The following is a 19,211-nucleotide window of genomic DNA, read 5'->3' as shown; positions in this document are numbered from 1 at the left end:
TTTTCCACAACGTCAGTTTTTGTAAATTCCATCCCGTTGCATTTCGCATTTCTATTTTCCTGAGCCAATTTAGAACATTTCTAAATCCGGAATGTTAAAACACTTATATCTTGTGATTTATTTAATTCTGTTCTTCATTTATTAAACCTTCTTTTCTCAAACACATTCAAGCCGTGAAAACCATACGATTACTTATACTATCACTAGCCTTTGGTGCAATTGTAGTAAATCTCAGCGCCCAGTCTGAACCCGGAAGTATTATACCTGGAAAAATGATGGTTCAACTATCTGATATGAACCAGTTGAGTGCATTATCGCAGGAATTCGCTCCCTTCAACTTTAAGGTTGAACGTATTCTTTCGCACAGGCTTAATATTGCTTTGGTTTCGTATGACGAAGCCGGCATTCTCGCTGAGGATTTATTGTCGCAGCTGCGGCAAAATTCTTTAGTTCGGCTTGCACAGCATGAACACGTACTTCAGTTGCGGGAACTTTCTTCCGACTCAATTCCTGACGATCCATTCTTCGGCCTTCAATGGAGCCTTCAGAACACAGGCCAGAGTGGTGGATTAGCCGGCGCCGATATTGATGCCCTGAATGCATGGGGAATTACAACTGGAGGATTAACTGCGCATGGCGATACGATTGTGGTTGCTGTGATTGATAGCGGTTGTGATGTTTTTCATCCTGACCTTAACCTGTTTAAAAACTGGAATGAGATTCCCGGAAACGGAATTGATGATGATAATAACGGTTATATTGATGACTTCCACGGCTGGAATGCCTATAACGGTACAGGAAATGTCCCAGCCAGTAATCATGGCACCCACGTTTCGGGTACGATTGGCGCTTTTGGAAATAATGGTACCGGGGTAACAGGTGTGAACTGGAATGTAAAGGTTTTGCCTATTGCCGGTTCATCAGGCAATGAGTCAACAGTGGTGGCAGCTTATGCCTATGTGTATGATATGCGCGCACTCTATGATGAAACTGATGGAGAGTATGGGGCATTTATAGTCGCAACAAACAGCTCATTCGGTGTTAACTTTGGTCAACCTGAGAATTATCCTATCTGGGGCGCTATGTATGATAGCCTTGGAACCCTGGGAATTTTGAGCGCTGCGGCAACAGCCAATCTCAATATCAATATTGATTCAGTAGGTGATGTTCCAACGGCATTCCCCAGTCCGCACCTTATAAGTGTGACCAACACAACCCACATGGATGTTAAAGCTACATCTGCAGGTTATGGCCTTGAAACAATTGACCTGGGCGCACCCGGAACCTCCATTTACTCTACACGTAATAACAATACTTATGGTTACAGCACCGGTACAAGTATGGCAACACCACATGTTGCCGGCGCTGTTGCACTTATACTGGCTTCAGCCGACTCAGTATTTATTGATTTTTACAAAGAAAATCCTGCTGCCGCTGCCCTCCAGTTAAAACAACATCTGCTTGATGGAACTGACTCGCTTGAAACGCTTCTAGGGCTTACAGTTTCAGGAGGAAGACTGAATGTTTTCAATCCAATGCTTATGCTATACAATCCGCTGCCCCAACTTTATGCTGACCTCGATTCAATTGATGTTTCGCTCTACCCTGATGAGGAAACCACAGCTGGATTTATAATTTCGAGCACAGGGATTGATTCACTCAGCTTTAATATCATTATCAAAGACAATCCCCAGTGGTTAAGTGTTGAACCAGATACCGGCATAATGGCCGGCGGTGATAGTATCACGATCACTGTTGACGTAAATACATTCGGACTTGAGCCAGAAGACTACCAGGCAATGATTATGATAGAAGGACAAGGCGGACAGGGAGATTCAGTAAAGGTAAAACTTCATGTTCTCAGGTTGGTGGGTATTGATGAACACATCACCCATAAACTCAAGGTAAATGTTATGCCCAATCCTTTCAGGGGTTCAACTACATTTCACATTGAGAACCCTGATCAATCATCGTTTGAAATTGTCATCATTGATTCACAGGGAAAGAATGTTACTATGGCACGTCCTTATACCGGTATTGGTTCAAACTTTTCATGGCAGTGGCATGGCACGGATACAAATGGCAACGCCTGTAGCGATGGTATGTATTTCTACAAAATTATAACTGGAAGTCATAGCTATTCCGGTAAACTACTTTTACAGCGCCTGGCTCCCTAGGTGTTAATTATTCTAGAAATCGTCATACAATGTAGGATTCTGTTGTTTCTTTTGCTGCCTGTGAAATAAATCGCAATCTGTTTCTACTTCCAGCCCATTTGCTGGCGGCTCAAAATCTCCAACAGAAATATTCAAGGTAGTATCAGCATAAATCTTTTGCATGTATAGCGCCCAGATCGGCAAGGCCATATTGGCGCCCTGCCCAAGTGACATAATACGAAAGCGTACACTACGATCTTCCCCTCCTGACCATACACCAGTGGTAAGGTCGGGTGTGATGCCCATGAACCAACCATCGGAGTTGCTTTGTGTTGTGCCCGTTTTACCGGCAATTGGGTTTCGCAACTGATACTTGCCCCTGAGCCTCATACCGGTTCCACTCTCAACAACCCCTTTCATCAGTGCCAGCATTAAATAAGAAGTTTCTTCGCTCATGGCTTCCTGGGTTCGTGGAATAAAACGGCTGATCACATTTCCATGCCTGTCTTCAATTCTTGTAACAAACACCGGTTCAATATAAACACCTTTGTTGGCATAGGTATTCATGGCACCTACCATTTCGTAAAGCGAAAGATCGGGAGTGCCAAGGCTTATAGCAGGAACCGGGTCAATTGGAGCAGTAACACCCATTTTCCTGATCATAGTAACCACGGCTTGAGGAGGATATCGTTTGATCAGGAAAGCTGAAACCCAGTTAATGGAATTCGCCAATGCTTCCTTCAGTGTTACCATTTCGTTTTCCTTGAACCGGGAAGAATTTCTTGGTTCCCAATACCCGCCAGTAGGCAATTCAACCGTTTGCTGTACATTAGGCACATAGCTGCATGGCGAGTAATCACCTTCCTGCATGGCAAGTGTGTATACAAATGGTTTGAATGTTGAACCTACCTGCCGGCGGCCCATGCTCACCTGGTCGTACTGAAAATGTTTATAATCAACGCCACCCACATATGCGCGTACATAACCGGTTTGTGGTTCCATTGACATTAGCCCTGAACGGATAAAGAATTTGTAATACCTGATTGAATCCATAGGAGACATTACTGTATCCTTTTCACCACTCCAGGTAAAAACCCGCATAGGTATGGCGGTTTTAAAATTCATATCAATTGAATCGGAAGGCATGCCAGCCTGACGGAGATTTCTATAACGATCGGAGCGCCGCTTGGATGATTCCATAATTTTTGCAATCTCTTCTCTTGCCATTGATGGCTCGAAATCAAAAGGCGCATTGCGGTCATTGCGCCAATGCTTGAAGAATGCGGGCTGAATATCAAGTGAAAGATGCTCGGTTACGGCCTCTTCGGCATATCGTTGCATTGTTGCATTGATGGTTGTATAAATCCGTAGGCCATCTTTATAAATATTGTGGTACGACCCGTCGGGCTTAACATTCTTATTGATCCAGCCATACAAATCATTATCTGCCCAATTTACTGAATCTTCAACATATCGGTCGCGTGAGTTGTATCGCTCAGGATCGGGCTTCCTCGCATACATGATAATACGAAGGTATTCACGCAGATAGGGTGCCAATCCTGCATTATGGTCCTGAATACGGTAGTTTGACATATCAATTGGCAATGCTCTGAATGCTTCAAAATCTTCGAGGGTAATAAAGTCGTATTTCTGCATCTGCGACATAACCACATTGCGGCGTCCAAGCGCCCGCTCCGGGCTGCGAACCGGACTAAACCAGGATGGGGCTTTTAGTATGCCAACCAGTGTAGCTGCCTCATCCACCGAAAGTTGATTGGGCTCTTTGTTATAAAACGTACGTGCAGCACTTTGTATGCCATAGGAATGGCTCCCAAAATCCACGGTATTGAAATACATGGCAATAATCTCTTCCTTACTATAATTGCGTTCAAGTTTAGCAGCTACCACCCACTCTTTGAATTTTACCAGCACCATGCCCAAAAATGTGCGGTTAGGTTGGCGGGGAAACAGGTTCTTTGCCAACTGCTGTGTGATGGTTGAACCGCCTCCCATGTTTTTTCCGGTAACTATACCATAGGCAACCCTGCCAAATGCACGTACATCAATACCCGAATGGCGTGTGAAACGTATGTCCTCAGTGGCAACCAGGGCGTTAATAAGGTTAGGGGAGAGTTCGGAAAAAGTGATGTTTGTCCGGTTCTCAATAAAGTACTTTCCCAGTACTTCCTGATCGGCTGAAATGATCTCAGAAGCCAGATTGCTTTGTGGGTTTTCAAGAGTTTCGAAACTGGGCATAAATCCCAGCCACCCAAGTGATATTGAAACAAAAAGCAAGACAACAAATAAGATAGCTGTGACAAATGTAACCCAGAAGCGGATCAGGTACTTTCTAAAATTGTGAGTGTTTCCGGCTTTTTTAGCCATAGTGAATTTCTTAGGTTTTTATTCTGCCTGAGCTATGTTTTCAATGCGTATGCCAATATCAGCAATGCCTGGGAGTGTTTCATCGCGCATAGCCTGCTCAAGTGTAAAAATGTAATTCCCGGTATCGGGGAAGTTCATTCGGTCTTTGATCAGGAACCTGCTTTCCCTGATTTTGCCAACACCCTTGCCAAGCCATTGTCCGCTCCGATCGGCAAGCAGGCATTCAATTGTGTCGCGTGTGATCTCCTGGTCAGGATATGTGGTCGTAAAAAACAAGTAAAGATTACTATAGGCATAATCAGTTGTGTTCCGTACTGTAAAAATCAACCTGTAACTAGCTTCGGAATTGTCTACATTAACGCTGAATTCTTTGATATCTCTCATATCCCACAGCTCACCTTCCACTGGCTTGATTTCTTCATAATAGGCGTTATCATTGCAACTTGTGATCACAACTGCAAGAACCAACAGGAACAAAACTATTGGTTTTATTCCGGGGAAAACCCAAATTCGGCATGTTTGGCTTTTGTTAGACTGCATTGCTTAACAGAAGTTCATTTTCAAAATAACGCAGGTTGGAATGATTAATTATCATTATCGAACCGGGTGAGGTCGTCCTGTCCTAGGACGCTGCCAAAATCAACTTTTTGTTCCTTGGTTTTTGCAAAATCCTCAAGTTTTTCGGGCATTTTACCTTTTCGGTTATCATCAATAATCTCCTGAACCTTATCAATTGGTAAGGCCAAAAGGCTCCCGGAATCGTTAAAGTAGGAATACCACATCAAGCCTTTGAACACATCAGATTTTTGATAAAACGCATCGCCCTTGCGGGTTTTCAGCTTAATCTGGTTGTCCGGGAAACCCTGAAGCGCATCCACATAAGCTGCGTATTCGTAATTTAGGCAACATTTAAGCTTTGAACACTGGCCAGCCAGTTTCTGTGGATTCGGTGACAGTTGTTGTGCCCTTGCGGCATTGGTGGTAACAGACTGAAACCCTGTAAGCCATGTTGAACAACAAAGTTCTCGTCCACAGGAGCCAATTCCTCCAAGCCTTCCGGCTTCCTGCCTCACACCAATCTGACGCATTTCAACCCTTATGCGAAACTCCTCGGCAAGCAGCTTAATCAGTTCCCTGAAATCAACGCGGTCCTCTGCGGTATAGTAAAATATTGCCTTTGTTCCATCACCCTGGTATTCAACATCGTTCACCTTCATTTTCAAATTTAACTTTGAGGTGATTTCGCGGGTGCGAAAAATGGTGCGTTCTTCGCAGTTTACAGCCTGAAGCCACTTGTCAATATCTGTTGATCGGGCTTTTCGGTAGACTTTCTTTATGTCATTTTTATCAGGATATACATTCTTGTTGCGCATTTGGTATCTCACCAATTCACCTTTCATGCTAACGATACCGATATCATGCCCGGGCGATGCTTCAACAGCAATAATGTCGCCAACAAACAGATCCATATCATAGGGCAAGCGGAAAAAATCTTTACGGTTATTTTTAAACCTTACTTCAATACAATCGAATGTTTGCTGCCCAGGAGGAAGGGGAATTTCATCGAGCCAATTGTTTGAGTCTAGTTTAGCGCAACTATGGCGGAAGAGATTGTCATTTTTATCGTAAGGATCGGGCTTGCGGCAACAACCGCGGGTAAAAAAGGGATTATTTTCGGGATATCGCAGGGTCTCGTCATTCATTTCTGTAAGGCTTAGTTTTGATGCCAATTATTATTTAATCAGCAGGCTGCAGCCATTGAGGTCATCCTGCCTGAGTGTAACCAGCAAAAGTAATTAAATTTTACCAGCTTATTCTATTGTCAACGGCTTTTCAACATACGGTTGATCTTCAGCGAAAGATCCATAAAAAGAATAGAAGGGTTGGCATTGCGTTCAATATGATAAGCCGCTTCATTCAGCTTTTGGCTCAGATCTGGAATAAACTGGCTGGAAATGGTTCTCGTAAACTTCAACACGAATTCTCTTTCCTCGCCTTCGCGACGTAATATATCTTCTCCCTGAAGTTTAACAGCAAGACTCTCCCTAAGGATTTGTGAACCATAAGCAAGGAAAACCTTTTGTTTTTCCCGTCCCATTTTGACGATCCCGGAAATCCAGTTATTCACTTCCACAATGTTGACTTTTAAGCAAAGACGCATCCACTGCCTGAACTGAATGAAATATTCTTCTGAGCCTTCATCAGCCAGAAAATCAAGCGCTTCAATAATATTTCCGTCGGCAACCAAAGCTGCCTTGTGTGCATTTTTAGGTTCAACACCATAATTCTTTATCAAGGACGTACGAATATCATCATCGCTAAGTTTTTTCACTTTCACCAATTGCGTTCGCGAAAGAATAGTACTGATGATCTGCCCTGGCTCTTCAGCAACGAGCAGAAAAAGCGTTTTGTCAGGCGGTTCTTCAAGAATTTTCAGGATTTTGGGCGCGGCAGCGTGAAAGAGTTTCTCAACCATCCAGATAATCATGACCTTGTACTGCGCTTCATAAGATTTATAGCTCAGGGTTTTGATAATCTCGTTGCAGTCGTCGGCATTAATGATGCCTTGCTTGTTTTCAATGCCAATCGTATCATACCATTGCGCAAGATTGATATACCCCTTGCGATCAAGGAGAAGCGACCTCCACTTACTCACAAAACTCTTACTGACCGGCTTTTTAGGCACATCTTTCGTAGCTGCCACCGGGTAAACGAAATGGAGATCGGGGTGGGCCAATTGCTCAAATTTGTAGCAAGATGGGCAGGTTCCGCATGAATCATCCATATCCGGTGTTCGGCCAGTGCAATTGATAAACTGCGCATAAGCTATTGCCAAAGCAAGTTTTCCGCAACCCTCGGGTCCCAGAAACAACTGCGCATGGCTGATACGGCTGTCCCTTACCGTTTGAACCAGTTTTTCTTTCACGGCCTGCTGGCCTATAATGCCGGAGAATTGCATTGTTGTGTTTTAATCAGTATTCAAAGACCAGGCTCGGATCAAAACTTTTAAAATTATTGCTGTAAAAGAAGCAGCATAAAGGAACAGAATCCGGCTACAAAACCAGCCAATACCTGAGCAGGGCTATGAGCCATAAGTTTTAGCCGGGAAAATCCAGTAAGCCCACTTAAAAAAATCAGGGCAATGATAAGAATTGGAAGGTCTATCATAATTTTCAGCGATAGGCCTGTGAAGGCGCCCACCAGCCCTCCCATACCGATCATATGTACACTGATCTTCCAGAAAAAACTTATCATCAAACTTATAACAACAGTAACAAATGCCCCCAGCATAAAAAGAAGAAAAACCGGCGACAATTCAAGTTGCTTGAGCAGGTAATATCCCAAGTAATAAAAGACGGCTGTTATTACAAATGGCCAGATACGTTCTTCGCGTTGGTCCATTTGTATACTTTTGGTGATCCCGAGCCGCGACATAAGCAAAGCCGTTAGCATGGGCAATAAGCCAGTAATAATAAAAATCAATATCCCGATCATCCATTTTGCTTTGGATGGAATGCCCATGGAAAAGTAAACTCGCATGTTGAACAGGATTATCATTGCATACGTGGAAAGCAGCATGGGATGGAAAATGTAGGATATGGCCCGGGCTGTGGCTGTTTCGATACGTTCAAACATGTTTATCAGCAGTTTACAGTTCCTTTCTAAGCCTGGCGACCGGAATTTTCAATTGTTCCCTGTATTTGGCAACAGTTCGGCGGGCGATGTTATAACCTTTTTCTTTTAAGATATCGGTAAGCTGATCGTCGGTAAGCGGCTTGGTTTTGTCCTCGGCATCAAGGCAATCGGAAAGAATTTTTTTAATTTCCCTTGTGGAAACTTCTTCACCGCTATCGGTTTGCATTGACTCAGAGAAAAAGCTTTTTAACAACAATGTGCCAAAAGGAGTTTGTACATATTTACTGTTGGCCACCCGCGAAACAGTTGAAATATCAAGGTTCACAATCTCAGCAATATCCTTCAGGATCATAGGCTTCAGCTTGGTTTCGTCGCCATCGACAAAATATTCCCTCTGATAATCCATAATGGCTTTCATGGTGAGGTAAAGCGTATTTTGTCGCTGCCTGATGGCATCAATAAACCAGCGTGCCGAATCAATTTTTTGCTTGATAAACATTACAGCCTCTTTTCGTTGAGTATTGTTGTTGCCCCTGTTTTCTGAAAATGTTTCAAGCATGTCAACATAGGTGCGGTTTACACGTAGTTCAGGCGTATAACGATTGTTCAGGCTAAGTTCAAGATCACCATCTTTGTTGTGGATAAGAAAATCGGGGATCACATAATGGTTCACACGATCAGTTTCGCCCATTGAGTTGCCTGGTTTGGGGTTAAGCTGAACGATTTCATCTATGGCTTCTTTCAGCTCTTCTTCAGTGATCCTGGCTTTCTTCAGGATTTTATCGTAGTGCTTTTTTATGAACTCCTCAAAATACTTTTCAAGCAATAACACAGCGTTTTCAACGGCAGTGGTTTGCTCAAGCCGTTTAAGTTGCAACAGCAGGCAATCCTTTAGGTTCTGAGCGCCAACCCCGGGTGGGTCAAGGTCTTGAACCACTTTCAGCACTTCAACAATTTCCTCTTTGGTAGTCATCAGGTTTTGTGAGAACGCCAAATCATCAACCATTGCGCTCACTTCACGTTGCAGGTAGCCTGCATCGTCGAGGTTGCCGATAATGGTTTTTGCGATCACAATCTGGCGGTCGGTGAGGTTGCGCAAACCAAGCTGAGACATTAGAAACTCGTGAAATGTGGTGCCGGAAACAAATGGAACCTGTTTGTGCTCATCATCGCTACTGTTGTTGTTGGCAGCGGTTTTATATGATGGAATGTATTCATCATCATCCATATAATCGCTGATATCGAATTCTTCGTCAGGATCGTTGATGTCTTCCGGATTAGGTTCGTCAGTATCCTCATCGCTGCCTTGCGCTTCAATTTCTTCTGATTGAGTATTCTCTTCTGCATCTGATAATTCTTCCAATGCGGGGTTTTCCTCAATTTCCTGTTTGATCCTTTGTTCCAGCGCCATAGTGGGAATCTGCAACAGCTTCATCAGCATGATCTGCTGTGGCGATAGCTTCTGTAGTAATTTTTGTTGCAGTTTCTGGTTGAGCATAGTTGTTTTATTGTTGAGCTTCTTTGCTTATATCTTTCAGTTAATACCTGTTTATGCTAAAAAGTTATATCACATTAATCAATTTTCAGTATTCTCATCAAATTTTTATTGAGCAATCCACACAATAGCATTGTCAATTAAAATTTGCCTGTTCATGAACGTATGGTCTTAAATATTTGCCTGCAAGATACAAAATATATCTTATCCGATAGATTACAAAATCACTAAAAGCACATTAAAACTCAGCATTCTGAGGTGTTCTTGGAAACGGGATTACATCGCGGATATTGGCCATACCGCTCACAAACAACATCAGACGTTCAAACCCAAGTCCGAACCCGGCATGTGGTGCTGTACCAAATTTACGGGTTTCAAGGTACCACCACATTTCTTCTTCCGCAATATGCATTTCCCTGATCCGGCGATAAAGTTTATCGTAATCTTCTTCCCTTTGCGAACCGCCAATAATCTCCCCGATCCTTGGGAAAAGCACATCCATGGCCCTCACGGTTTTGCCGTCTTCGTTCTGTTTCATGTAAAATGCCTTGATCTCAATCGGATAGCCAGTGAGAATTACAGGTTTTTTGAAATGTTTCTCAACAAGGAAGCGTTCATGTTCGGCTTGCAGGTCAGTGCCCCAGGAAACAGGAAACTCCCATTTCTGCCCCGATTTCATCAGGATGTCAACAGCTTCGGTATAAGTAAGCCTTTCAAATTTATATTCAACCACTGATTTCAGGCGTTCGATCAATTCTTTATCATACATGTTATTGAGGAACTCCAGGTCGTCCATGCAGTTTTCCAGCGCATAGCGGATCAGATACTTGAGGAAATCCTCTGCAAGATCCATATCATCATATATATCATAGAAAGCCATTTCCGGTTCTATCATCCAGAATTCGGCAAGGTGGCGGGGTGTATTGGAGTTTTCGGCGCGAAAAGTCGGACCAAACGTGTAGACCTTTGAAAGTGCCATCGCCCCGAGTTCGGCTTCAAGTTGCCCTGAAACTGTCAGGTTAGTTTGCTTGCCGAAAAAATCTCTTGAATAATCCACAGAGCCGTCTTCTTTTAAAGGTGGGTTCTTAGCATCCAGTGTGCTTACCCTGAACATAGCGCCTGCACCCTCAGCATCCGATCCGGTAATGATGGGCGTATGGATATAATAAAAACCATTGTCGTTGAAATACTTGTGAATAGCGAATGACATAGCATGCCTCAGCCGGAGCACAGCGCCAAAAGTGTTTGTGCGCGGTCTCAGGTGAGCTATTTCCCGCAGGAACTCCAGTGAGTGGCCTTTTTTCTGCAAAGGATACGTTTCAGGGTCAGCAGTACCATAAACCACTATTTCTTTGGCCTGGATCTCCACTTGCTGTCCCTGACCCTGCGACTCTACCAATGTTCCGTTAACAGAAATACATGAACCTGTAGTTACAGATTTCAATGCCTCTTCGCCAAAAACCTGCACATCTGCCACAATCTGAATGCTATGTATAATTGATCCGTCGTTCAGTGCAATAAAGGCTATACTCTTGTTTCCCCTTTTGGTTCGCACCCAGCCTTTAACATTCACGGTTTGCCCGATTGGTAATTCGCCTGCCGGCTTCAGCAGGTCTTTGATCATTGTTCTTTTAATCTCTTCCATATGATGCTATCTGATATTTTCTGCAAAAAAACGATTTTTTTAGGTGCGGGCAATCAGGCTTGTAAAAATCAAAGCTTTCCAAAATACTATTAATTTGTGATGCAGTAATTCAGTGATGCAGTAATGCAGTTTGGCGGGAATGTTGCTTAGTGCTTGTCCCCCTTTGGAAAAGGGGGTTAGGGGGATTGACCTTAATTATCTTGTTTTTAAATTTAAGCCCAGTGTGACTTTATACTATGTCAAATCACTTTATGATTTTCGATGCTCTGAAAGAGCAGCCAATTAGTGATTCGATAAAAGGATAACCCTCCCGCTCAGGATAAATCTTTAATTTTGCCTCAATGTCAGATTCATATTCTATACAACCCCTCAATTCCTGGCTTGGTGAACACGAACGCCCTGCTGTTATCAGCGGGCCATGCAGCGCTGAATCGCGTGAGCAGGTATTGGCCATTGCCCGGCAACTGGCGAAGATCCAGCTCGTTAAAGCGTTAAGGGCTGGTATCTGGAAGCCGCGGACACGTCCATCAGCTTTTGAGGGCGTAGGTGAGAAAGGCTTGAAATGGTTGCAGGAAGTGCAGGCTGAAACCGGGCTGAAAATTACCGTTGAAGTCGCCAGGCCAAGCCATATTGAGCAGGCTCTGTCGCATGGTATTGATATTCTTTGGATCGGGGCACGAACCACCGGCAATCCCTTCTCTATCCAGGAACTGGCGGAAGCACTGCAAGGTGTTGATGTTCCGGTTATGGTAAAAAACCCGCTGAATCCTGACCTGAAACTCTGGCTTGGTGCTCTCGAACGCTTCAACCAGGCAGGCATCACAAAACTTGCCGCAGTTCACCGTGGCTTTCATTGTTATGACGAAGGCCCTTACCGCAACAATCCACGTTGGGAAATCCCAATTGAGCTGAAACGTTTGGTTCCAGGCTTGCCTATTTTGTGCGATCCGAGCCATATTTGTGGGAACCGCCACATGATTGCTGAAGTTTCGCAGAAAGCTCTTGACCTGGAAATGGACGGGCTTATGATTGAAACCCATACTGACCCTGATAATGCGATTACCGACAGCAGTCAGCAAATTGTTCCTGAAGCGCTTAAAAACATCCTCAATAATTTAACCATCCGGATCGAAAAAGGCGACCAGGAATTTAGCGATAAGCTTAAAAACCTTCGTAGACATATTGATCGCATTGATAAAGAACTCATTGAAGTGCTCGGAAAACGCATGAACATTGTGCATGAAATGGGTGAGTATAAACGGGATCACAACATCACCATTTTACAAATTGAGCGTTGGCGCGATATCATCAACAGTCGTCTCAAAACTGCTGAGAAACTTGGCCTCGACAGGGATTTTTTGCTCAGGTTATTACAACTGGTACACAATGAATCTATCCGGATGCAAAATGAAATCCTTAACAGGAAGTAAAGTTTTGATTTCGCTGGGATTTGGGTCAAAAGAATTCCTAAAAATATATTTCCGCCACGATTCTGTCAAATGCTACGCCTTTTGCAATAAGCACATCACGGGTGTCAACCACCATTTCTGCACTTCCGCACAAAAAGAACTGAACGCCGAAAGGGAGTTCCGGTAATTGTTCCAGGTAGCTTGTGACACGCCCGTGAAAACACCCATCTTCTTTGGAACCACTGCAACATCGTATATAGTTCTCCCCGAGCGCGTGTGAAAAATCGTCAGCGAAATAAAAATTGTCAGATTCCCGCACTCCGTGAATCAGGTTTTTTTGCTGAAACAGACCAGCATCCAGCATTGACTTAAAAGGTGCAACTCCGGTTCCTCCGGCTATCCACCACGCAGGCTCCTGATTCCCGAAAAAGGTTCCAAAAGGCTTTGTTATCAAAATATCATCGCCATCGTTGAGTTGGGCAAGTCTAGGAGATAAAAGGCCTTCGGGTCTTTCATCAAATAATAATTCAATATAAGTTTTGAAATCCGATCCGGCGATGCTGTAAATCCGGGGGGGATAAATATCTTTCAAACCCAGGCCAACTACCTGACCTGGCTTAAAATCATGGAGCATAGGAATGCGGAGCAGATGTCCGCTTGTGCCTGATATTCTATGGCTGATAACATGCGTTTGAAAAAGTTCCACTTTGCTGTTTTTATAATCCAAGTGAACTGGCAATCATTTCAGCAATATCAAGGTTTTTGACCTCTTCTTCCTTGTTTTTATATTTAATGCCATCGGTAAGCATGGTCATGCAGAAAGGACAGGCAGTGGCTATAATACCGGCATTAGTTGCCAATGCTTCTTCGGTTCGCTCGGCATATACTTCCTTGCTGCCTGGTTCAGCTTCCTTGAACATCTGTGCGCCACCGGCCCCACAGCATAAAGCGAAACTTTTGTTACGCGGCATTTCAACTCGATCCGTTTCAAGCGCATCAATCACCTGGCGGGGAGCATCATAAATATTGTTTCCGCGACCCAAATAACAGGGGTCATGAAAAACAACTTTCTGGTTGTTAAACATATCTTTTGGAACCTTCAGCTTTCCTTCATCTATCATTTGCTGAAGAAATTGCGAATGATGAATCACTTCGCCACGCCATCCGACATCAGGATATTCATTCAGGAAAATATTAAAGCAATGTGGACAGGTGGTGATCATTTTTTTCACTTCATAGCGTGTTAGCAATTGTACAACCTGCGCAGCCTGCATGTGAAAAAGCATCTCATTTCCGGCGCGTCGGGCTGGATCGCCATTGCAGGTTTCTTCTTTGCCGAGTATGGCATAACTGACCCCGAGGTGGTGCAGGATTTTCACAAATGCCCGGGCAACTTTCTGGTAGCGATCGTCGAAAGCACCTGCGCAGCCCACCCAATAAAGATATTCGGGTTTTGTACCCTGCTGGCTGAGGTCGGCCATAATTGGAACCTTGATTGTATGTGTCATTGTTTTAAAGGCTTTGATATTTTTAAGCATTCAGGCTTTCAGTCCATTCGAGCCTCTCTTCCGGCCCACGCTGCCAGGGCGCCCCATTGTTTTCAATATTGGTGAACATCATATTGAGCCCGGCAGGTGCGGCTGCCTCTTCCATGACAAGGTAGCGGCGCATGTCTAAAATCAGCGTTGGGTGGTTGATATTGATCGGGCATTCCTGTGCACAGGCATTGCAGGTCGTGCAAGCCCAAAGTTCTTCTTCGCTTATGTAATCACGGATAAGGCTCTTGTTGTCTGAATAGTCAATTCCGTTTTTAATGAGGCCGGGTCCTTTTTCTTTCATGCGTGCACGTAGATCAACAAAGATTTTTCGGGGCGAGAGCTTTTTACCCGTTATAGCTGCCGGGCAAACTGCTGTGCACCGGCCACACTCAGTGCAGGCTAATGCGTCAGCGTAATTCTTCCAACTTGTATCCTCCACATCTTTGACCCCAAAACGGCTGATGGGTGGTGCTTCTACGTTGGCGGCTTCGGGGTTCATCATCAGTTTTACTTCGTTCATCACATTTCCCATGTTTGGAAGGTATCCCAATGGTTCCAACCGGCTCAGAAAAACATTGGGAATTGATGTAAACACATGGAAGTGTTTACTGTAAGGAAGAATATTGGCAAAGATAAAAATGAGCAGGATGTGTGCCCACCAGTTGACCTCATGGAATATATTCGCACCATAAATGGTCATGCCGGAGGTGATGTAACCCGCCAGCCATTGGCTCACAGGATAAACGCCAATTTGATTGTTCCCATGCAGCGCTACATATCCGATATTCATGCCCAGCAACGATACCATCAACAACAAGATCATGGTAAGGGCAATGTTTGCATCAATCTTTGAGATCGTTTTTATCTCTTCACCCTTGAACCTACCGATGCTTAGAAAGAGCCTGCGTGCAAGAAAAACGAGAATAGCGATTAATACAATGGCAGCAAAAACATCGCCGCTGCCGATAATAATATCATACACGATGCCGAAAGTTCCAAGTACTCTTTCGGTTCCGGCAAGTCCGTCAATCACCATTTCAAAGCTCCCAAAGGTAATCACCATAAAGCCCCAGAAAACCAGGGCATGCAGCAAGCCGGTAAATGGCCAGCGTAATATTTTTGACTGGCCGATAGCAACTTTAAGTGTGATATTTATTCTTTTCCCGATATTTCTTACAGGAAATGCGGATTTGGTAAGATTGAAAAAGGAGAATATGCGGCTCATCGTCCAGGCAAAAACTCCCAGTGTGATGAGTAATACGAAAAGGAATATTAACTGTTTGGCCATAATGAATCAATTTTGGTAAATCAGTAGGCCAAAGTAATAATTATTTATGAATCAGTAGACAAATTGAATCAACATGAAAAGTATGCAGCTTAGAATATGGCATTTATCGATCAAGAAACTCCCTGACAATTTCAACCAACTCTGTGTGTGCAATGGTTATTTCACAGTTTACAACGGTGATGTCGAATTTAGAAGCGAACTGCATTTCCCATTCCGCTTTTTTAACACGATTGATAATTTGCTCTTCGCTATCACTTTGTCTTTTTCGTATCCTTTGCTCAAGTACCTCAATGGATGGAGGCATTATAAATACAGCCAATGCGTTGTCAGCAAATTGTTTTTTGATATTCAACCCTCCAATCACATCAACATCAAAGATCACATGATGGCCTTTTGCCCAGATTCTGTCCACTTCGCTTCTTAGCGTACCATAAAATGATCCGGCATAAACCTCCTCCCATTCAACAAATTCGTTATTCTCAATTTTCGTTTTGAACTCCTCAGCAGAAAGGAAATAATAATCCACACCATGTGTTTCGCCTTCTCTTTTGGAACGGCTGCACGCTGAAATTGAAAACTCAATATCAGCAAACTCAGAGAGTAAATACTTAACCAGTGTTGTTTTTCCGGCCCCGGAAGGTGCAGAAATAATGATCATTTTGGGTTTCATAGTTTGCTGTTTACAGGATGTTGAGCAATTGCTCTTTCACTTTCTCAAGTTCATTTTTCATCTCAACCACAATCTTCTGTATATCGGCATTGTAGGCTTTCGATCCAAGGGTATTTATTTCGCGGCCAATTTCCTGTGCGATGAAACCCAGTTTGCGGCCTTGAGAAACATCATCCGAAATGGTTCGTAAAAAATCATTGCAATGTTTCTCAAGCCGGAGTTTTTCTTCGGTAAAATCAATTTTCTCAAGATAATAAATGATTTCCTGCTCAAAGCGGTTGTTGTCAATTTGTATGCGCTGCTCAATCTGAGCGAGGTCTGACCGCAATCGTTGGCGTATGTCTTCGATCCGTTTACCTTCAAACGGTTTTGTTTCCTTTAAAAGTTCCAAAATTGCATTGATTCGTTGACGGAAGTCTTTTTCGAGTACAGCACCTTCAAAAATTCTGAATGCATCAACCTTCTCCAGGGCTGTTTCAAACATGCGCATGATCAACTGCTTATCTTCTTCACTCATTTCGGATGCCGATTGAGTAACTACATCCGGTAAGCGAAGAACCGTAGACAACAAATCTGCAGTAATTGGTAAACCAACCTCAGAACCTAATAATTGAAGTTCATTCAGATAATGTTTTGCTAAATCGCGATTTACTTTATAGTCCGAAAAGTCTGTCTCATTTTCGAGGGTCATATACAGATCAACCTTGCCGCGATCAATTTTACTTCCTAGCATAGTCCTAATTTCAGGCTCCAAATCCCTGAATTTTGCTGAAAGCCGAAGATTGGCATCAAGGGTTTTGCTGTTAAGGGTTCGTACTTCTATAATTATCTTTTTACCTTTTATGGAGCCGGTTTCTTGTCCGAAACCAGTCATTGATTTAAGCATAGCGAATCATTTTCAGCAAAGATAATCAGTAATAAGTTGCTTGCAAATTAAAAATAAGTGCGTATTTTTAAACTTTCTTTTTACAACAACAGCATAGTATAGATAATTCTTCTTAGAATTGTATAATATTTCAAAATGGCCACGAGAAAATCATTGCTGCTGTTTTTCGTGTTTCTGTCTGTTTTCAGGCTTCACGCTGGCGAAATTGACAGTCTGGAGATTTTATTGCCCAGATTGAAAGGAAAGGAAAAGGTAGATGTACTGAATCGGCTCATACAATTGAATACCCGGTCGAACCAGGACAAATCCATACAATATGGAAATGAAGCGATAGAACTGGCAAACAAAATTAATTATCAGCAAGGAATCGCCAGTGCCCATCATTATATTAGCACTGCTTACTATTATATATCCAATTACAGTAAGGCACTGGATCATCTATTGTTAAGCCTGAATATTTATGAAGCTGTAAACGACTCAAATACTGTTGCTGTTTTGCAAAATAAGATAGCAATTAATTGCAGGATGCTAGGAAGGCATGAAGAGGCTCTTTCGTATACATTCCGGACACTCAGGCATGCGGAATCAATCGCAGATTCGTCTGCTATGGCTAATGCATTTAACAATATTGGCGGCATATACAAGGATCTTAATAACTATCAAAAAGCCGCTGAGTATTACACAAGAAGTCATGAAATCTCCCTGCGAAATAATTTGGAAAAAATCCTATCAAATACTTATAACAATCTTGGGATTATCCATAGATTTCAAAACAATTACGACTCAGCAATTGAGTACTATCAAAAAGCCATTGAAATTGATCTAAAGCTGGGAAATAAGCGAGAAGCAGCTCAGGGCTTGAACAATATTGGAAAGAGTTATAGTTTTATGGGCAGGCATAGTGAGGCCATTGAGTATTTTGAATCTGCGCTTGCTATTAACATAGAAATTAATAATCGTGAGAGCCAGTCCGTTTCGTTGATGAATCTTGGTCAGGCATATGCTGATTTAGCACAATATAATCTGGCATTATCCTATCTGGAAAAATCTTACGAATTAATTGAATTGACCGGCAACATCAATCGTCAGATATTGGTAATGAAAGAGCTGGCACGTGTGCAAACGGCTGCGGGGCACTTCCAGGATGCAGCATCAAATTATCAAAAGCTACTGGTATTAAATGATTCCTTGAATATCCAGCAAAAGCGGGCCATAATTTCAGAAATAGAGGCTAAATATGAGTTTGAGAAAAAGGCGCAGCTAATTGAGAACCTAAAGCAGGAGAATAATATTCAAGAGCTTAGGTTAAATGAAAGCCGCATAATTACCTATGGCTTTGCAATGCTATCGCTCGCCATCATTATTATTGCATTCCTGCTTATCCAGAGAAGCAAATTGTACGCCTCACATAAAAACGCATTGCTCGAACAAAAGCTTTTCCGAACACAAATGAATCCGCATTTCATCTTCAACGCATTAAATGCTATACAAAGCTTTGTCTATAAGAATGAACCGGCAGAGGCAGGTAAGTATTTATCAAATTTTGCCCGCCTTATACGTTTAGTACTTACCAACTCCAGGGAAGAATATATCACGCTAGATAACGAAATCAGAACCCTTGAGTATTACCTACAACTGCAAAGATTAAGGTTTAATAACAGGTTTGAATACAATATAATAATTGACGCTGCCATACATCGTGAACTCATTATGGTGCCTCCCATGCTTGCTCAGCCATTTATCGAAAATTCAATTGAACATGGAATACAGCACCTTTCAACACAAGGCAATATTGATATTGAATTTAAAATTATTGACAAGTGGATATATTTCAACATTCAGGACAATGGCATTGGAATTAACCAATCAAAGCTAAACTCACAGGAGCAATTCATTAAACATGATTCACTGGCATTAACTATCACTGAAGAACGGCTGAAGCTTCTTAATAAAAACAACCCGCAAAAAATTGAATTAAAAATAATAGAAACCCTCAACGAAAATAGTGAAGCAAAAGGCACTTCTATAACTTTTAATATCCCATACCGTACCATTAATGATAAGCATCCCACAATCTGATTGTAGAAAAATTAAATGCCAAAC

The 19,211-nt window shown here is 42.7% G+C and carries 15 protein-coding genes; 3 read left to right on the top strand and 12 right to left on the bottom strand.

Translation table 11 applies throughout. The annotated features are described in order from the left end of the window. Window positions 1–173: 173 nt before the first annotated feature. Window positions 174–2,177, top strand: coding sequence for a S8 family serine peptidase (locus IH597_04035; protein ID MBE0661617.1), 2,004 nt, complete (start codon window positions 174–176; stop codon window positions 2,175–2,177). Window positions 2,178–2,189: 12 nt separating this feature from the next. Here IH597_04035 and IH597_04030 read toward each other — a convergent pair whose 3' ends face one another. The 7 genes from IH597_04030 to asnS form a co-directional block, all read right to left on the bottom strand. After that, window positions 2,190–4,541, bottom strand: a complete 2,352-nt coding sequence (locus IH597_04030; GenBank protein MBE0661616.1) for a transglycosylase domain-containing protein — start codon at window positions 4,539–4,541, stop codon at window positions 2,190–2,192. An 18-nt stretch (window positions 4,542–4,559) separates the two neighbouring features. Beyond that, window positions 4,560–5,018, bottom strand: a complete 459-nt coding sequence (locus IH597_04025; GenBank protein MBE0661615.1) for a gliding motility lipoprotein GldH — start codon at window positions 5,016–5,018, stop codon at window positions 4,560–4,562. Between the two features lie 107 nt (window positions 5,019–5,125). Then, entirely contained in the window at window positions 5,126–6,244 is a 1,119-nt protein-coding gene (locus IH597_04020) for a hypothetical protein (protein ID MBE0661614.1), read from the bottom strand. A 119-nt stretch (window positions 6,245–6,363) separates the two neighbouring features. Continuing rightward, complete coding sequence (locus tag IH597_04015) at window positions 6,364–7,500, bottom strand: DNA polymerase III subunit delta (protein ID MBE0661613.1); 1,137 nt, start codon at window positions 7,498–7,500, stop codon at window positions 6,364–6,366. 53 nt (window positions 7,501–7,553) lie between these two features. Further along, entirely contained in the window at window positions 7,554–8,177 is a 624-nt protein-coding gene (locus IH597_04010) for a hypothetical protein (protein MBE0661612.1), read from the bottom strand. Window positions 8,178–8,190: 13 nt separating this feature from the next. Further along, window positions 8,191–9,675, bottom strand: coding sequence for an RNA polymerase factor sigma-54 (gene rpoN / locus IH597_04005; GenBank protein ID MBE0661611.1), 1,485 nt, complete (start codon window positions 9,673–9,675; stop codon window positions 8,191–8,193). Window positions 9,676–9,910: 235 nt separating this feature from the next. Then, complete coding sequence (asnS, locus tag IH597_04000) at window positions 9,911–11,308, bottom strand: asparagine--tRNA ligase (GenBank protein ID MBE0661610.1); 1,398 nt, start codon at window positions 11,306–11,308, stop codon at window positions 9,911–9,913. Window positions 11,309–11,658: 350 nt separating this feature from the next. Here asnS and IH597_03995 point away from each other — a divergent pair, with 350 nt between their 5' ends. Continuing rightward, window positions 11,659–12,747, top strand: a complete 1,089-nt coding sequence (locus IH597_03995; GenBank protein MBE0661609.1) for a bifunctional 3-deoxy-7-phosphoheptulonate synthase/chorismate mutase type II — start codon at window positions 11,659–11,661, stop codon at window positions 12,745–12,747. Between the two features lie 37 nt (window positions 12,748–12,784). Here IH597_03995 and IH597_03990 read toward each other — a convergent pair whose 3' ends face one another. From IH597_03990 to IH597_03970, 5 genes are all read right to left on the bottom strand, one after another. Next, complete coding sequence (locus tag IH597_03990; protein MBE0661608.1) at window positions 12,785–13,432, bottom strand: oxidoreductase; 648 nt, start codon at window positions 13,430–13,432, stop codon at window positions 12,785–12,787. 10 nt (window positions 13,433–13,442) lie between these two features. Continuing rightward, a complete protein-coding gene (locus IH597_03985; protein ID MBE0661607.1) occupies window positions 13,443–14,234 on the bottom strand; it encodes a (Fe-S)-binding protein in 792 nt (263 codons plus the stop codon). Between the two features lie 22 nt (window positions 14,235–14,256). After that, entirely contained in the window at window positions 14,257–15,552 is a 1,296-nt protein-coding gene (locus IH597_03980) for a (Fe-S)-binding protein (protein ID MBE0661606.1), read from the bottom strand. A 103-nt stretch (window positions 15,553–15,655) separates the two neighbouring features. Next, window positions 15,656–16,222: a guanylate kinase gene (gmk, locus tag IH597_03975; protein ID MBE0661605.1), complete on the bottom strand. Its 567-nt coding sequence runs from the start codon at window positions 16,220–16,222 to the stop codon at window positions 15,656–15,658. A gap of 10 nt (window positions 16,223–16,232) precedes the next feature. Beyond that, window positions 16,233–17,108, bottom strand: a complete 876-nt coding sequence (locus IH597_03970) for a YicC family protein (GenBank protein ID MBE0661604.1) — start codon at window positions 17,106–17,108, stop codon at window positions 16,233–16,235. Between the two features lie 135 nt (window positions 17,109–17,243). Here IH597_03970 and IH597_03965 point away from each other — a divergent pair, with 135 nt between their 5' ends. Next, on the top strand, window positions 17,244–19,187 hold the full coding sequence (locus IH597_03965; protein MBE0661603.1) for a tetratricopeptide repeat protein: 1,944 nt from the start codon (window positions 17,244–17,246) through the stop codon (window positions 19,185–19,187). Window positions 19,188–19,211 lie beyond the last annotated feature (24 nt).

The sequence above is a fragment of the Bacteroidales bacterium genome, from assembly GCA_014860575.1.
In the GTDB taxonomy this organism is placed as follows: domain Bacteria; phylum Bacteroidota; class Bacteroidia; order Bacteroidales; family JAAYJT01; genus JAAYJT01.
This window is presented reverse-complemented; position numbering and strand designations above follow the sequence as displayed.

Bases quoted from the DNA above. Each gene is read 5' to 3' on its own strand.
- IH597_04030 (MBE0661616.1), bottom strand. From the start codon at position 4,541: ATGGCTAAAAAAGCCGGAAACACTCACAATTTTAGAAAGTACCTGATC.
- IH597_04020 (MBE0661614.1), bottom strand. From the start codon at position 6,244: ATGAATGACGAGACCCTGCGATATCCCGAAAATAATCCCTTTTTTACC.
- IH597_04015 (MBE0661613.1), bottom strand. From the start codon at position 7,500: ATGCAATTCTCCGGCATTATAGGCCAGCAGGCCGTGAAAGAAAAACTG.
- IH597_04010 (MBE0661612.1), bottom strand. From the start codon at position 8,177: ATGTTTGAACGTATCGAAACAGCCACAGCCCGGGCCATATCCTACATT.
- rpoN (MBE0661611.1), bottom strand. From the start codon at position 9,675: ATGCTCAACCAGAAACTGCAACAAAAATTACTACAGAAGCTATCGCCA.
- IH597_03995 (MBE0661609.1), top strand. From the start codon at position 11,659: ATGTCAGATTCATATTCTATACAACCCCTCAATTCCTGGCTTGGTGAA.
- IH597_03985 (MBE0661607.1), bottom strand. From the start codon at position 14,234: ATGACACATACAATCAAGGTTCCAATTATGGCCGACCTCAGCCAGCAG.
- IH597_03980 (MBE0661606.1), bottom strand. From the start codon at position 15,552: ATGGCCAAACAGTTAATATTCCTTTTCGTATTACTCATCACACTGGGA.
- gmk (MBE0661605.1), bottom strand. From the start codon at position 16,222: ATGAAACCCAAAATGATCATTATTTCTGCACCTTCCGGGGCCGGAAAA.
- IH597_03970 (MBE0661604.1), bottom strand. From the start codon at position 17,108: ATGCTTAAATCAATGACTGGTTTCGGACAAGAAACCGGCTCCATAAAA.
- IH597_03965 (MBE0661603.1), top strand. From the start codon at position 17,244: ATGGCCACGAGAAAATCATTGCTGCTGTTTTTCGTGTTTCTGTCTGTT.